The organism is Lacticaseibacillus pantheris DSM 15945 = JCM 12539 = NBRC 106106 (genome assembly GCF_001591865.1).
Lineage (GTDB): Bacteria > Bacillota > Bacilli > Lactobacillales > Lactobacillaceae > Lacticaseibacillus > Lacticaseibacillus pantheris.
In genome coordinates this window covers 45,468-59,006 of sequence record NZ_BCVS01000002.1, presented here as the reverse complement: position 1 = coordinate 59,006, position 13,539 = coordinate 45,468, and the positions used below count along the sequence as shown (strand labels likewise).

Below are 13,539 nucleotides of genomic sequence, written 5' to 3'. Positions count from 1 at the left end.
TCGCTAGTGGTGCAAAAACACATTATACGGGGGTAGCACGATGAAGAAAGCTGTTATTTTCGATATGGACGGCGTTTTGGTCGATAGTGAGCAGTACTACTTTGACCGGCGCATGAACTTCTTCCACAAATTGGGGTTGTCCCCACAGAACGTCCAGATGAGTGATTACCTCGGACTGGGCGACAAGGAAGGCTGGGTGCAGCTATTCCCCGACAAGGACCAGCGTGAAAACGCGCAAGCACAGTTTACACAGTATGAAGCTAAGCACCCCGTGAACTTTGCCCCCTTGCTTAATCCTGGGGTCAAGGACGTTCTGGAGTACCTACAGATTAACGGGTACAGCATTGCGTTGGCGTCCGCAGGGGTCACCGCCCACATTAACCGAATGTTGGAGCAGTGCCAGCTGAAGGGTTACTTTGACTTGGTTGAGTACGGTGAGAAGCTGACACACAACAAGCCGGATCCGGAAATTTACACTACGGTGGCGCAGCGCCTGGGTCTCAAACCAACCGAGTGCGTAGTGCTGGAAGATAGTGTTAACGGCATTAGGGCTGCTGAGAGCGCCAAGATGGAAACCTGGGCAATTAAGCCGCGCAAGTACGTCATCGACCAATCACAGGCCGATGCGATTCTGCCAGATATGGCGGCGGTACTCACTAAACTGAAGGGACTCACGCGTGACGCAAAATAATCTGTATTCCACGGCGAACATTAGTGTAAAATCGTGGTAGCACTACAATCTTGATTACATGCGGTGGGTATAACGGACATACGTGATGTAGTCGACGTGGAGGGGTTATTTATCTTTTATACGATTTGTGCCGCCATTACGGCGATTAGTAGCATTATTAGCCTGGGTTATGCCAGTTTGGCGCTGATGTCTGCTCCCAATGATGGTTCTGCGGCGCGGAACAACGCGTTGTACAGCTTTTCGCGGAGTGTGGCAATTGCCCTAATTTGTTGTGGTGTATTTACGTTCCACAATTTGGCCTACCTGGCTGCGGTCAGCATTATGATGATTGTCATTGCGGGTATTGATGGCGTCATTGGGCGCGGTATCAGCAAGGTGCGGATGTGGTTGCCATGGGGCATGGCCGTGGTGAATTTGGTGGCCCTGCTGATGGTGTATGCACACTTCTTCTAAATTACTATTTGTATACGTAAAGAGCCGTGACGCGTAATTGAACGTCTCGGCTCTTTTGGGGTCCATTTAATTAAGTAATTACGACTTGACGATCTGGTCAATCGCGGCGAGTTCGTCAGCACTGAACTGACTATTGTCGACCGCTTTGAGGTTGTCCTCCAGGTGGTCCAAGCTCGTCGTACCGATAATTACGCTAGCCACCACGGGATCGTGTAGTAACCAGGCCAAAGCCATCTGTGCGAGCGTCTGGTGACGTCCTGACGCGATGTCGTTGAGGTCATTGAGTTTCTTCGTTGCGGCATCAAGACCGTGAGCAAAGATGTGCTTGTTGGTCGGATGAATCGGGAAGTCTGCGGGAATGCCGCCGAGATACCGGTCGCTAAGTAGTCCTTCCGCCAGGGGACCGTACGCAATCACACCGGCGCCCCCAGCGCGTAGTGCGTCCAGGAGCCCGGTTTCCTCAACGTTACGGTTGAAGACGTTGTAACTCATCTGGTCAAGGACAAACGGCGTTCCTAAGTCCTTAAACATCTTGATGGCCGCTTGCGCTTGCGCGGTCTCAAAGTTGGATACACCAATGTATAGGGCTTTGCCAGACCGAACCACGCTGTCCAGTGCGCGGACGGTTTCTTCTAGTGGGACGGTGTCATCAAAGCGGTGCGCGTAGAAGATGTCCACGTAGTCCAGCTGTAGACGCCGGAGTGAGTCGTCAATACCCTGCAGTACGGCTTTGCGTGAGGTACCATCCCCAAACGGGCCCGGGTGAATCTCGTAACCGACCTTCGTCGCGATGACTAATTCGTCACGGTAGGGACGCAGGTCGCTGCCAAGTACCTGGCCGAGCAAAGCTTCACTGGAGCCCTCCTCGTTGTCTCCGTAGTGATTAGCCACGTCAAAGTGGAAAACGCCACGGTCGAACGCGTTGAGAATGAGGTCGCGCCGGTCCGCGTAAGGATCGGCCGAGCTGAAGTGGTGCCATAAACCTAGGGATACGGGTGGTAGCACTAGTCCGCTATTACCAGCCGGACGGGGTTCGCAGTGGTCGTACCGTTGTTCATCGGCCTTGTACATAAAAAATCATCCTTTCTTGTTCACCAACAATGTACCATAAAACGTTGGTAAGGCTTACAACTTTTGCGATGATTTAGTCTTAAATTTTTTGCGCGTGTAACGGGAATGCCGTCATTATCGTTTTAAGCAAATATCAATGACTGTGTAAATTTTGTGAACTTTTCGTCAATGCTACTTCATAACTCTCTGGCATATTATAATAAAAGTATGTTCTGATATTAGGGAGCGGATGCCACATGGACGCAACGAGTGAACAATTAAAACGGGTGGTGCCAGGTAAGCTACCGGCACCCTTCCAGGCACTGTATGCGGTCGAAGATGGGGAACTCTGCATTCTGACCCAAAGCTTCTTGGTGGGCCGTCCTGAGGCGATTGACGCTTGTAAGTTGACCACTGACGATATTGAGCGCTACGGTCTGTCGGGCTGTGCGCGCCACGAGGTGATGGACGATGACTGACTTTTTGGTAATTTTACTGGTTCTGCTGGTCACGGCGGTAGTGGCCACGATGCTATGGCTGAGTGCGTACCCCATTGTCGCGGTGGTGGTGGTCGTCATTGGGCTGGTTGTGTGCTGGGTGGTTGGCCGTGCGTGATCGTCGCATGAATTTGTGCGTAGTTGTTCGTAAATGTTGATTTTATGCTTTTGTTAGCGGTTACTTTGCGCTATAATTGGTTTATCGAGAAAGCATTCGTCAGGAGGTCAACACATATGGCAGCAAAGCAATTAACGGCTAAGCAACGGCACAACGCGTACTTATTCTGGGCGGTAGTGGTAATTGCAGCTAACGCACTGGCAAAGAAGGTTCAGGTACCGATGGTCACGGGTGTGGTCATTTGCATCACCGTCTTTGCACTACTACGCCTGCTGTCCATGGATAACCGGTTCCACCGGGTATACAAGGCCTTCCGGACCGCCAGTTCAATGCGGAATCAGGACGGCACGTTTGATAACGAGAATCTGAACTCTAAGAAATCAAAGTAATTAGGCATATCAAAACGCCCCGGACAATACGTCCGGGGCGTTTTAGTGTGCCGCTATTCCGTTAAATCGGCTGCTGCGGGAGCCTGTGCGTCTTTGTCCGTTACCTGGGCCCGCTGGTGGTTAGCGCGCTTGATCGCGGCGCTAATATCCACAGGATGGCCTTCCTTCATCAGGTCGTGGTACTCAGCGGTTGCCGTGAAGAGGAGGTCGGAAGCGGAGTTAACCGCGGTTTCAACGGAGTCCTGGATAACCCCGATAATGAAGCCGATGGCAACAACTTGCATAGCAATATCGTTGCTGATACCAAAGAGGCTGGCCGCCATCGGGATGAGGAGCAGCGATCCCCCGGCGATACCTGACGACCCGGTAGCCGAAACGGCGCTGAGGATACATAGAAGCAGCGCTAGCGGGAACGACACGTGGAGGCCAAGGGTGTTCGCCGCAGCCAGCGTCATGATGGACACGGTGATGGCTGCACCACCACTATTGGCCGTCCCACCTAGGGCGATGGAAACCGCGTACGACTTTTCGTTCAGTCCCAAATCCGCACACGCCTGCAGGTTGATGGGAATGTTGACGGCCGAACTGCGGGTAAAGAAGGCGGGCACGCCAGACACCTTGAGTGTCCAGAAAACGAGTGGAAATGGGTTCTGGTGCGTCATGAGGAACACCATGGCTGAATACACGACGAGGTAGGTGAACGCCATGGTTCCGACTAGCAGGAGCACCAGCTGACCATAACGGGCGATACCGGAGAGGCCCGTGGTAGCAATTGAGTTGTGCAGCAGACCGACAATCCCGAACGGTGCAAATTCGATGATAAATTGGGCGGCACGCTCGATGGTCTGGGCAAAGTCGGCAATGACTTGCTTGGTACCTTTGTGGGCGTGACGGAGTCCGAAGCCGATTACTAGACCCCAGAACAAGATGGTGAGGTAGCTTGCATTCACGATGGCCGCGATGGGGTTGCTGACCGCGCTAGTGAGCAAGTTGCTGATGACACTGCCCAGATCCTGCGGGGCCTTCGCGGCGATTTTGGTGGCTTGGGGGAAAATGAGGTGAATCTTGAAGATGTATGATGCACCCACGGCGGCAAGTGCAGCAATCAACGTTGCACCGGCGTACAGTAACACCACGGAGCTAAAGTGGTTCTTGGCACCGGACTCGTATTTAGAAATTGCTGACAGAATCAACATAAATACCAGCAGTGGGGCAATGGCCTTCAGGGCACCCACGAACAGGTCCCCAAATAGGTTGATAAAGGTCCATGATGGTACCGTTAGCCCCAGAATGGCCCCAATAATGATACCGACGATGATCCGCATGATGAGCGGCACACTCTTATAACGTTGAAACATCGCAATCCCTCCAAATATCCTCGTTTTGTCTATAAAACAAAGACACGTGTTTTTGATATGTGACCATTATGCCTGACTGGCTCATGGTTGTCTAGTGGTAATCACAGATTAATTTCAGAAAGTTGGATTGGTTAGTGCGGATTGCGGTGGTGGGTCGCGCAGTAGTAGGCTTCTGGACACAAAAAAACACGGCCGTGGCCGTGTTTTAGGGTAATTCTATTTGGTTAATTAGCCGACAACTTCAACGGTTGCGGTCAGAATACCGGCAGATGGAATCTGGCTACTTGGCATAGCTACATCCAGCTGGTTAGGGTTGCTGTAGGCAAACGAACCGGTATCATTAACGGTCCGGTACCAAACAGTACCGTTAGACAGGGTAATCTTCAGCTGCGTCCCCTTTGGGTAAACGGAGAGGTTAGCCGCGACACCGCCGTAGCCGAGGTCAGAACCTAGGACTGCTGGGTCGTAAAAACTCAGCTTCATGGTCCGGGCGCTACCACTAGTAGTCGTAGTAGTCGAGCTACTGTTGGTGGTTGTGGTCGAGGTGGTCGTAGTCGTGGTTGCTGCTGCGCTGGAAGCTGCAGTGCTCGTGGCAGTAGTTGCTGCGGAGCTAGCAGGGGCTGCGGAACTAGCTACAGAGCTAGCGGCAGACGACGGGGCAGCACTAGTAGCGGCACTTGAGGCTGCGCTAGAAGCGGCGCTCGTAGCAGTTGGGACTAGGCTCAGCTGCTGGCCAACAGTGATCAAGTTAGGGTTGCTGATGTTGTTGTAGCTAATCAGGTTAGCCAGGGTCACGTTGAACTTCGCAGCGATTGCGCTCAGTGTGTCGCCACTCTGAACGGTGTAGCTGGTCACGTTAGTGGTGGCCGCTGAACTAGCAGCGCTGGCAGCGGCACTAGCCAACTGTAGCTTCTGACCAGTCAGGATGAAGTTAGCATCCTTAATGCTGTTAGCGTTAACTAGCTGGCTAACAGTTGTGTTGTGGGTTTCAGCCAGCTGGGACAGGGTGTCCCCGGACTGAACCGTGATGGTGTTATTGTCAGTGGTAGTTGCGGCGTGCACATTGTTCTGCTGTGCTAACAATGTTGCGGGAACAATTGCAAACGCTGCGGAAACGATCCATTTCATATGAGCTGCTTTGATAACTATTCACTCCTAATTTCTTTGACTTTGTCTATCAACTGTTTGCAAGTATAGCTTCTGGTTGTGTCACGCAAACAGCAAAGAGGTTACAAATCACGGTTTTTTTGCAACGTTGTAACCTAAATGCAAAGAAACGGGTGTTACTTTTTTTCGTAACCGAATTCATGAGCAAATCATCGTTTTATGTGCAAAATAAACGTGTAAATTGGCAACATTTTAGTCATATTACGTCAATATTGCACGTGTATTTGTGGTTAAAGACTGGAAAGTGCCGGTGAGTAATGGACGGTGAGCGGTCAATTGAGGCATGACGTGCAGATAAAAACCCACACCGCGAATTACGCGGTGTGGGTTATACGTCGATCTGTTAGCGACGTAGTTCCACCTTAGTTAATTAAGCGTCGCCCTTAGCGGCTTCAGCTGCGTTAGTCTTACGTAGTTTAACGCTGTCGTTAACGTGGTGACCCTGGTCGGAGTATTCCTGGTTCCGCTTGAGCATTTGCTTACGGTACCACAGGAAGAGTAGCAGGTATGCGGCCAGTGCGAGGAAGAAGAATAGGAGCATCTTCATATCGCCACCTTGACCTTTACCAAGCAGGTAGCCCAGGAATTGTTCCAGAGGACCTTCCTTGGTGGATTCGGCAATCTGCTGACCAGAACCCAGGTTCTTAGGGAAGGCACCAACCTGCTTAGCCATCTTGGTAACGAATGGCGCGGACAGGGTACCAGCCCAGAGGAAGATAGGCAGTTCCAAGGCCCCAATGATAACCATGCGGAGGATACGACCACGGGTGACAACCAGCAGCGCTGGGGTAACACCCATGGCGATGATACCACCCAAAGGCAGGATCTTGTTACCTGGCAGAACCAGGGATTCCAGCAACATGATTGGTGCCAAAACGTTGGCAGCGGCCCAAACTTCGGCACGGCCGGCGATGAATGGCCAGTCAAGACCGATGTTCAGCACACGTCCGTTCAGACGCTTGTTAGCCAGGTCGGTAACACCTTGTGACAGTGGTTCAACGGAAGCAATGAACCAAGAACCGATAATGGAGAATAGTTCCAGGCAGGCACCAGCAACAAAGCTCAGAGTGAAGATTTGGCCGATACCCTGGTGTGCCATCAAACCAACGAAGATCCCGAGGTAAATACCAATGGCGAAACGGCTGCCCCAGAACCCAATCTTTTCGTTCAACTTAGCAGCGTCAAAGTCGAACTTGTCGAGCCATGGGAAGATAACGTCGAACAACTTGTCGAACACCATGATTACAGGGTTCATCATGTAGTTCAAGTGGGTCGTGGTCATTGGGTTGTCCCAGTTGTCCAGCAAGTCGTTGAAGGTTGGCTTCATCAAGTCAGAGTTGAAGATCTTCATAACACCGATGAAGATAACCAGCAACGTAGCGGTCAACAGGTTAGCACCGAAGAAGATGGCCATCAAGCCGGTAAAGGACATGTGCCAAACATCGAAGATATCAACGTCCAGCGTGTCGGTTAGCTTCAGAGCCAACATAATCAAGTTCACAATTACTAATAGGGCCAGGAAGAACAGTGTGTATGGAGAACCCCAAGTGATAGTGGCCAGAGGCGCCCAACCCAAGTCGGTAACACTCAGGTTGATCCCAGTGGACTTAACGAATGCTTTCAAGGCGGTACTGTATTCGCCAGTCAGCAAGTTGATAACGTCACCGATGGCGGTCAACGCGATGGCTAACTTAATACCACCTTCGAGGGCCTTCGTGAACTTAACCCCAATGGCCCAAGCAATCAGCGTCAAGATGATTAACATCATAGGTGCGGCGCCGAGGTCGATGATTGGTTTAAAGATCACGTTAGACCAATGAATAATAAATTGCAGCATAGGTACATCTCACCCCTTTGAGAATGTAACGCAGCGGTCAACTGCGATATTGCCATAAAACCCAACAGAATAATATAGAAAGAAACAGCGCAGTTTTTTAACTGCTAAATAAGTGGAACCCAGAAATTAGATAAGTACGGGGTAAAGGGCTACGTGGCAGTCCTTTACCAAAGTTGTATATGGGAGCGGCAGGCGTTAGTTCAGGCCCTCGCTCTTGATGATGCTTTCTACTTTGTCAAAGACAGGCTTGCTCATTGCTGGCATCCGGTAGAGGATAGCGCCGGCATCAACAACGGGAATCTTGGGTGTGAAGGACATGTCGGTCTTCGCAATCTGTGCGTAGATGTCGTACTTGTCCATCATGTCTTCGTTCAAGTCCTTAATCATAATGGCGTCACAGTGTACGTCGTAGCCACGCTTCTTCATTTCACTTTCCAAAGCGTCCTTAATCTGGTGACTTGAGTTAACACCGGCGCCACATGCTGCAAGAATACGTACTGTCATGATAAATTCCTCCTAATTGGTTGTTAGTTACCTTATATGGTGATTGTTACTCCTGATTGAAAAAGGTGTTCAAGAACGAGTAGATTGCTGCCCGATTAGTTTCGTTGAAGAAGTACTCCAGGTCCTCAGCGGGTGTTGAGGTGAGGAAACCCATAATCTCCGACAAAACGTTGGCCTGGCCGTCGGGGTCGTTGTTCAAAATCATGAACAGGAACGAGACGGGAAACTTATCAGCTGGCTCGATCATATTCCCGAAGTCAACCGGCTTAGTAAGTTTAATAGGAACAACTAGCCGTACGTTGACGAAATTACCCTCCGTGTGCGGGATTGCTACGTTGGGAAAGTCGGGATTGACGACGGACATATCGATCCCCGTGGGATAGTTTTGCTCGCGTTCCCACAGGTTCTTCAGAAACTCTGGCTTCACGTACTGCTTAGCCAGTAATTGGTCGGAAACTTCCTTGAAGATTCCTTCCTGTGTTGTCTGCTCAGTTACGAATACCGCCGTGGGATCGAAGAGCGTCTTGTTTGCTACATCGGGCATGCGGCATCACCTCCGTTAATTTTTGTTCGTTTGTGTTTACCAGATTACACTCTTAATTATATACAAGCGTTTTCATGAGTCAACCCCGTAAAGCGCTTTTTTTATAGCGGTTACAAAAGCTTTTTAAAAGCATTGACAAGGCTTTCAACTGGTGATAACTTATCAGTGTACTATCGGTATAAACAAATACGAACACAAACGAACTAGCCTGAGGAGGTGATGCGCGTGTGTTAAAACGACAACGATTACTGACAATCCGCAACTTGGTTGACCGTAAGGGTATCGTCACCGTTAACGAAATCGGACAGACATTACATGTTTCTACTATGACTGTTCGCCGCGACTTGGCCGAGCTGGCCGAGAACAACGCAGTAATTAGGGTACATGGTGGCGCGCAGAGCCCGCGGTTAGCCCAGGAGCAAAGTCAGGAGCTGACGCGACTGGAAAAACGTGAATTACACGTTGACGAGAAGCGTCAAATTGCAGCCACAGCCGCGAGCCTGATTGAGCCCGGCGATACGGTCTTCATCGGACCAGGGACGACCAACGAATTCATCGCTGATTACCTATCTATTAGCGATGTGCGGATCGTAACCAACAGCCTCCCCGTCTTTGAAACCTGGAAGGGGTACGCCGACCGTTATGAATTATGCCTCGTTGGTGGAACTTACCGTGACCATAGTGGTGCGTTCATTGGTAACCTGGCGGTAGAGATGCTACAGAACCTGCGGAGCAACAAGGCGTTCGTATCGGCGAACGGGGTTTGCGACGGGGTGATTAGCAACGCTAACGCCGATGAGGGCCAGGTGCAGCGGCTGGCGTTAGCCAATGCTGGCAAACGTTACATCCTGGCGGACCACTCCAAGCTGGATACGGAAGACTTCTACGCCTTCTACAGTTTGGACGACGTTACCGCCATGATTACGGATGACGGCATCGATGCTGGTCAGCGGGTTGACTACGGTCGGCACACCCAAGTGTTGACCGCTTAAACGTAGGGTATTATTGTTAACAAATTTTTTTAAAGGAGATATGTCTGATGGATGTTGTAATTGGATCCGACAAAGCTGGTTTTGAACTCAAAGAGAAGGTTAAGCAGTACTTGCAGGACCGGGACTACCACGTAATCGACGTGACCGAGGAACCTGCCGCCGACTTTGTTGACTCCTCCCTGGCTGTTACCAAGCAGGTACTGGAAAACGGCGTGAAGAAGGCCATTATGTTTGACGAATATGGGGTTGGTAGTGCCATGGCCAGCAACAAAGTTAAGGGCATGGTGACGGCTAACGTCAACGAAGAACGTACTGGTCACATGACGGCGATGCACAATGGTGCCAAAGCAATTGCGTTGGGCTCCGGCATTGTGGGCGAGAAGCTTGCGTACACGATTATCCAGCGTTACCTGGATACGGAATACGCTGGTGGACGTCACCAGGTTCGCCTGGACATGCTAGAAAAGATGATTTAGTTCATCGTTCTGATGATTTAATTCAGATTATTTTAGGAGGAATACTCAATGTTAGAGAAAGATATGCCGGCACCAGAATTTGCAGACGCTAAGAACAACAAGCACAAGGTTATTGCACTCGGGAACGACCACATTGTTACGGACCTGAAGCAGCTGATTTCCGACCACTTGAAGGATGAAGGCTACCAGGTAATCGACGAAGGGACTTACGACCACACGCGGACTCACTACCCAATTTATGGTAAGCGGGTTGCCGAAGATGTTGCCGATGGCCGTGCTGATCTTGGTATTGTCCTTTGTGGTACGGGGATCGGTATCAGTACCGCCGCCGACAAGAACGAAGGCATCCGTGCCGCGATGGTTGGCGATATTACGCAGGCCGTTTACGCAAAGGAACAGTTGAACGCCAATGTCTTGGGCTTTGGTGGGATTGTTTTGGGTCGTGACTTTGTCTTTGACATCGTTGACTACTACCTGAACGCAGAGTACAAGCCATCAGACGAAAACAAGGCTTTGATTGCCAAAATTGACGGCATTGCTACGCCTAACCCTGACCAGAAGGACAACCCACACTTCTTTGACGAAGAAAACGAGAAGTGGTCCGAGGGCGTCTACCACGACTAATATCGTGGAGCGGACTATCCGTAGCGCATCACCCGTGCGCGTGGGGTAGCCTAACATAGCAACTAGTCTTAACAAGTCAAACTCCTTGGAACTAAACCAAACCAAAATTGCGCCACCCCGGATTTTTCTGGGGTGGCGCGATTTTTGGTTTAGGTTTGCTTGTACGAGCTCTATCCTACTTGCTAAATACCGCCAGCCGGGCATTAGTCGCCTTCTGCTTGCTGACCAATTGGCCTTGCACAATGTGCCGGTCTTCTTCACCCGCGAGTGAAGAAGCACAAGTGACTAGGGTAATGAGCTTCTTGCCCTTGACGTCGTCAATATACTGCACCTGGGTCTTGTACACCGTCTTACTGAGCGTGACCTTGTAGGTGTAGACGTACTGTTTATCGGTAATATAAATCTTGTCACCCAACTTAATCTTCGTTAGGGGTGAAAAGAGTATCGATTTGTTCGCCATGTGGTGGCCGGCCAGGGCGTAGTTGCCCTTGCCCATCTGTTGGTCGGACTTCATGGTGGCAGCACCGACCGCCAGATTCTCGTTGCTTAGCCCCGCTAAAATGGGGAGATCGATTTTAACGCTGGGGATGGATAGGAGGCCAATGGGATTGAGGTTCTTGTCCGTGGCCGCTTTGGTGACCGTGCTGATGTCCAGCGCGTTGACCTGCTTAAAGTCGTAGTTGGCGTGCTTACGCTTGTTTCTTTGAATGTCCGTGCTCGAAAGCTTCTGCGCCGAACCGTATTGGTTTTGCGACAGTAAGTTAATCGTGAAGACCTTGATCTGCTGGTTGAACGTCAGCGCTAGGCCCACCACTAACAACAATGTGATTACAATTCGCCAAAGCCAAACGTGTTTGCGCCCAGGACGCTGTTGCTTTGCCATCTTCGTACCCTCCACGAGCGCAGTCAATCATGTGCTCTTACTTTTTGTTAGTTGATAACATCATTATAACAACTAGTAATAAGAATAACAATATCGGCGATGGTGGGCAATGCGCCACCGCGATTTTCGCGTATAAAATAAAAATCAAAAAAATTGCAATAAGTGCTTGACCTGAAACGCGTTCGACAAATTACACTATGTTTGCAAGGTTGAAAGGGGTTGCAACCACCGCGGGGTTGCGCACCACACCTGCAGGGATAACTGAAATGAAACGGAGCGTCACCATGTGTATGGGTTGCCATGACGGCATCCAGAGCGGGGTGAGCTCAACTACGAGGAGGAAATTGTGATGCTGACACTATTGAAGAAGAAGAACGTTGTTGCGAACATTGAACTCGATGAAAACAGTGAATTAGAGGCCCTGAAGGTCATTGCAAACCGCGCGGCGACCAAGTTAGACGTTGCCGAACAGGAACTGAAGAGTGGTTTCTTTGCTAGCGGGGCGCAGGACGCCATTATCATTGGCGATGAAGCCGTGATTCTGCATGCAACTTCAAGTGCAATTGCCCATCCCGAGGCGGTCATTATGAGCTTTGCTGCACCGGTGCTGTGGGGTGACGATAACAGTCGCGTGGACATTGCGGTGGCCATTGTATTACCAGTGGACGCGGATGACGAGTACCAAAACATGTTGAATAACGCACGGGTGGCAATCAGTGACCATATTGAGGAGCTAGATTCCTTGAAGGGCAGTAATGCCGGTCTCAAGACCCTTTGGAAAGAGATTAACCGTTAATGCCTACCCAGGCAAGGATAGTGAACGTTGGTAGCAACCGGATAATTAATGTGCGTCGTGAATGACGCCCGCTCACATAACATGCGTAGCGGGGAGCTCCAGGGTGGGTCGCCTCCCAGCCTTGGTTCCCCGATGCGCATGTTATACTGTACTATGAAAACGGTTGAACGCGGTGGCAAAGCAATCTAGGAGGGTGGGGCCGTAATGACAACAATTCGTGATGTAGCTCGGATTAGTGGCTACTCGGTTTCCACCGTCTCACGGGTGTTGAACCACAAGAACTATGTTTCAGATGAGGTGCGGAAGAACATCCAGAAGGTGATTGCGGAGCTCGATTACGTGCCGAATGACGTGGCACGGGATTTGAGCCGTGGTCGGACGATGAACATTGGGGTGGTCGTACCCAATATTGACCACCCGTACTACACCGACATCGTGCGGGGTATTATGGCAGCCGCCTTTGCAGCGGGGTACAACGTGCTGATGCTACCGTCGAAGTACGATGCCGTGGTGGAGCACGGCTATTTGGATCAGCTTCGCCGGCACGCATTTGATGGCCTCATTTTTACGTCGCACACCATGCCAGTTGCGGACATGGTGCCATACAAACAATACGGTGAGGTGGTAGTTTGCCACGATCCCGGTCAGATTGATATTAGTGCGGCGTTTACGGAACGTGGCCCGTCGTACCGCGCGGCGTTCCGTTGGGTTCAACGGCGTCATTACCGACGGGTGGGGCTAGTATTACCACGAGATATCGATATTAGTGCGACCAGTAGTGCTACGATTACCGCGTACAAAGATGTGTTTGGCGTTGAGCCCGAGCCCAGCCTTATTCGGACAGGAGTGATGTCTTACGATGACGGGTACGCCGCTGCGGAATACTACGGCACCAATAATTTAGCGCCGGACTTCATCTTTGCTAACGGGGATGATATTGCAGCTGGGGTTTTACAGTATTATCGTGATGGTCACCTGACACCACCAACAGTCATGGGCCAAGAAAACCAACTGTCAGGCCAATTGCTGGGCATCCCCACGATTGACCACCACTTTCGTGACGTGGGTGCGGCGGCGTTACGCTTAGCTATTGGCGCGGCCGAGGGGCAGTTCCCGGTACATTCGGACTTTATTCCACGGTGATTGCTTCATGTGGAACA

Annotated in this window: 17 protein-coding genes; 10 read left to right on the top strand and 7 right to left on the bottom strand. The window is 50.8% G+C overall.

The window, feature by feature from the left end; translation table 11 throughout:
- Window positions 1-40 precede the first annotated feature (40 nt).
- Together LPA02S_RS00625 and LPA02S_RS00620 are read left to right on the top strand one after the other, a co-directional pair.
- Complete coding sequence (locus LPA02S_RS00625; RefSeq protein ID WP_056956479.1) at window positions 41-691, top strand: HAD family hydrolase; 651 nt, start codon at window positions 41-43, stop codon at window positions 689-691.
- Window positions 692-787: 96 nt separating this feature from the next.
- Entirely contained in the window at window positions 788-1,144 is a 357-nt protein-coding gene (locus tag LPA02S_RS00620) for a hypothetical protein (RefSeq protein WP_056956480.1), read from the top strand.
- Window positions 1,145-1,222: 78 nt separating this feature from the next.
- Here LPA02S_RS00620 and LPA02S_RS00615 read toward each other — a convergent pair whose 3' ends face one another.
- Window positions 1,223-2,215 (bottom strand): aldo/keto reductase, encoded by a 993-nt coding sequence (locus LPA02S_RS00615; RefSeq protein ID WP_054648463.1) that lies wholly within the window; start codon window positions 2,213-2,215, stop codon window positions 1,223-1,225.
- A 236-nt stretch (window positions 2,216-2,451) separates the two neighbouring features.
- On the opposite strand from LPA02S_RS00615, the gene LPA02S_RS00610 reads away from it, so the two are divergent.
- The 3 genes from LPA02S_RS00610 (at window position 2,452) to LPA02S_RS00605 (ending at window position 3,198) form a co-directional block, all read left to right on the top strand.
- Complete coding sequence (locus tag LPA02S_RS00610) at window positions 2,452-2,673, top strand: hypothetical protein (protein ID WP_054648465.1); 222 nt, start codon at window positions 2,452-2,454, stop codon at window positions 2,671-2,673.
- The gene (locus LPA02S_RS11580) at window positions 2,666-2,809 is read left to right on the top strand and encodes a hypothetical protein (RefSeq protein WP_156301957.1); all 144 of its coding nucleotides are present in this window, start codon (window positions 2,666-2,668) and stop codon (window positions 2,807-2,809) included. The genes LPA02S_RS00610 and LPA02S_RS11580 overlap by 8 nt, the downstream gene beginning before the upstream one ends.
- A 116-nt stretch (window positions 2,810-2,925) precedes the next feature.
- Window positions 2,926-3,198, top strand: a complete 273-nt coding sequence (locus LPA02S_RS00605; RefSeq protein WP_054648467.1) for a hypothetical protein — start codon at window positions 2,926-2,928, stop codon at window positions 3,196-3,198.
- A gap of 53 nt (window positions 3,199-3,251) precedes the next feature.
- Here LPA02S_RS00605 and sstT read toward each other — a convergent pair whose 3' ends face one another.
- The 5 genes from sstT to LPA02S_RS00580 form a co-directional block, all read right to left on the bottom strand.
- Window positions 3,252-4,556, bottom strand: a complete 1,305-nt coding sequence (gene sstT / locus LPA02S_RS00600; RefSeq protein ID WP_056956481.1) for a serine/threonine transporter SstT — start codon at window positions 4,554-4,556, stop codon at window positions 3,252-3,254.
- 228 nt (window positions 4,557-4,784) lie between these two features.
- The gene (locus LPA02S_RS11905; protein WP_420835963.1) at window positions 4,785-5,483 is read right to left on the bottom strand and encodes a LysM peptidoglycan-binding domain-containing protein; all 699 of its coding nucleotides are present in this window, start codon (window positions 5,481-5,483) and stop codon (window positions 4,785-4,787) included.
- A gap of 610 nt (window positions 5,484-6,093) precedes the next feature.
- A complete protein-coding gene (locus tag LPA02S_RS00590) occupies window positions 6,094-7,557 on the bottom strand; it encodes a PTS galactitol transporter subunit IIC (RefSeq protein WP_056956502.1) in 1,464 nt (487 codons plus the stop codon).
- 198 nt (window positions 7,558-7,755) lie between these two features.
- Window positions 7,756-8,064: a PTS sugar transporter subunit IIB gene (locus LPA02S_RS00585; RefSeq protein ID WP_054648469.1), complete on the bottom strand. Its 309-nt coding sequence runs from the start codon at window positions 8,062-8,064 to the stop codon at window positions 7,756-7,758.
- 46 nt (window positions 8,065-8,110) lie between these two features.
- Window positions 8,111-8,608, bottom strand: coding sequence for a PTS sugar transporter subunit IIA (locus tag LPA02S_RS00580; protein WP_054648472.1), 498 nt, complete (start codon window positions 8,606-8,608; stop codon window positions 8,111-8,113).
- A 227-nt stretch (window positions 8,609-8,835) separates the two neighbouring features.
- On the opposite strand from LPA02S_RS00580, the gene LPA02S_RS00575 reads away from it, so the two are divergent.
- From LPA02S_RS00575 to lacB, 3 genes are all read left to right on the top strand, one after another.
- Window positions 8,836-9,600, top strand: coding sequence for a DeoR/GlpR family DNA-binding transcription regulator (locus tag LPA02S_RS00575; RefSeq protein ID WP_056956482.1), 765 nt, complete (start codon window positions 8,836-8,838; stop codon window positions 9,598-9,600).
- A 47-nt stretch (window positions 9,601-9,647) separates the two neighbouring features.
- Window positions 9,648-10,076: a galactose-6-phosphate isomerase subunit LacA gene (lacA, locus tag LPA02S_RS00570; RefSeq protein ID WP_054648474.1), complete on the top strand. Its 429-nt coding sequence runs from the start codon at window positions 9,648-9,650 to the stop codon at window positions 10,074-10,076.
- Window positions 10,077-10,139: 63 nt separating this feature from the next.
- Entirely contained in the window at window positions 10,140-10,700 is a 561-nt protein-coding gene (lacB, locus tag LPA02S_RS00565) for a galactose-6-phosphate isomerase subunit LacB (protein ID WP_420835964.1), read from the top strand.
- 175 nt (window positions 10,701-10,875) lie between these two features.
- Here lacB and LPA02S_RS00560 read toward each other — a convergent pair whose 3' ends face one another.
- A complete protein-coding gene (locus LPA02S_RS00560; protein WP_054648478.1) occupies window positions 10,876-11,583 on the bottom strand; it encodes a class A sortase in 708 nt (235 codons plus the stop codon).
- 349 nt (window positions 11,584-11,932) lie between these two features.
- Here LPA02S_RS00560 and LPA02S_RS00555 point away from each other — a divergent pair, with 349 nt between their 5' ends.
- Together LPA02S_RS00555 and LPA02S_RS00550 are read left to right on the top strand one after the other, a co-directional pair.
- A complete protein-coding gene (locus tag LPA02S_RS00555) occupies window positions 11,933-12,379 on the top strand; it encodes a PTS sugar transporter subunit IIA (RefSeq protein ID WP_056956483.1) in 447 nt (148 codons plus the stop codon).
- 204 nt (window positions 12,380-12,583) lie between these two features.
- Window positions 12,584-13,522 carry a LacI family DNA-binding transcriptional regulator gene (locus tag LPA02S_RS00550; RefSeq protein WP_054648484.1) on the top strand — a complete coding sequence of 313 codons (939 nt, stop codon included), beginning with the start codon at window positions 12,584-12,586 and terminating at the stop codon, window positions 13,520-13,522.
- Window positions 13,523-13,539: the final 17 nt, after the last annotated feature.

What these genes read in the sequence shown, in the direction of transcription:
- LPA02S_RS00625 (WP_056956479.1), top strand. Translation starts at nt 41, where the DNA reads ATGAAGAAAGCTGTTATTTTCGATATGGACGGCGTTTTGGTCGATAGT.
- LPA02S_RS00615 (WP_054648463.1), bottom strand. Translation starts at nt 2,215, where the DNA reads ATGTACAAGGCCGATGAACAACGGTACGACCACTGCGAACCCCGTCCG.
- LPA02S_RS00610 (WP_054648465.1), top strand. Translation starts at nt 2,452, where the DNA reads ATGGACGCAACGAGTGAACAATTAAAACGGGTGGTGCCAGGTAAGCTA.
- LPA02S_RS11580 (WP_156301957.1), top strand. Translation starts at nt 2,666, where the DNA reads ATGACTGACTTTTTGGTAATTTTACTGGTTCTGCTGGTCACGGCGGTA.
- LPA02S_RS00605 (WP_054648467.1), top strand. Translation starts at nt 2,926, where the DNA reads ATGGCAGCAAAGCAATTAACGGCTAAGCAACGGCACAACGCGTACTTA.
- sstT (WP_056956481.1), bottom strand. Translation starts at nt 4,556, where the DNA reads ATGTTTCAACGTTATAAGAGTGTGCCGCTCATCATGCGGATCATCGTC.
- LPA02S_RS00585 (WP_054648469.1), bottom strand. Translation starts at nt 8,064, where the DNA reads ATGACAGTACGTATTCTTGCAGCATGTGGCGCCGGTGTTAACTCAAGT.
- LPA02S_RS00580 (WP_054648472.1), bottom strand. Translation starts at nt 8,608, where the DNA reads ATGCCCGATGTAGCAAACAAGACGCTCTTCGATCCCACGGCGGTATTC.
- lacA (WP_054648474.1), top strand. Translation starts at nt 9,648, where the DNA reads ATGGATGTTGTAATTGGATCCGACAAAGCTGGTTTTGAACTCAAAGAG.
- lacB (WP_420835964.1), top strand. Translation starts at nt 10,140, where the DNA reads ATGCCGGCACCAGAATTTGCAGACGCTAAGAACAACAAGCACAAGGTT.
- LPA02S_RS00560 (WP_054648478.1), bottom strand. Translation starts at nt 11,583, where the DNA reads ATGGCAAAGCAACAGCGTCCTGGGCGCAAACACGTTTGGCTTTGGCGA.
- LPA02S_RS00555 (WP_056956483.1), top strand. Translation starts at nt 11,933, where the DNA reads ATGCTGACACTATTGAAGAAGAAGAACGTTGTTGCGAACATTGAACTC.
- LPA02S_RS00550 (WP_054648484.1), top strand. Translation starts at nt 12,584, where the DNA reads ATGACAACAATTCGTGATGTAGCTCGGATTAGTGGCTACTCGGTTTCC.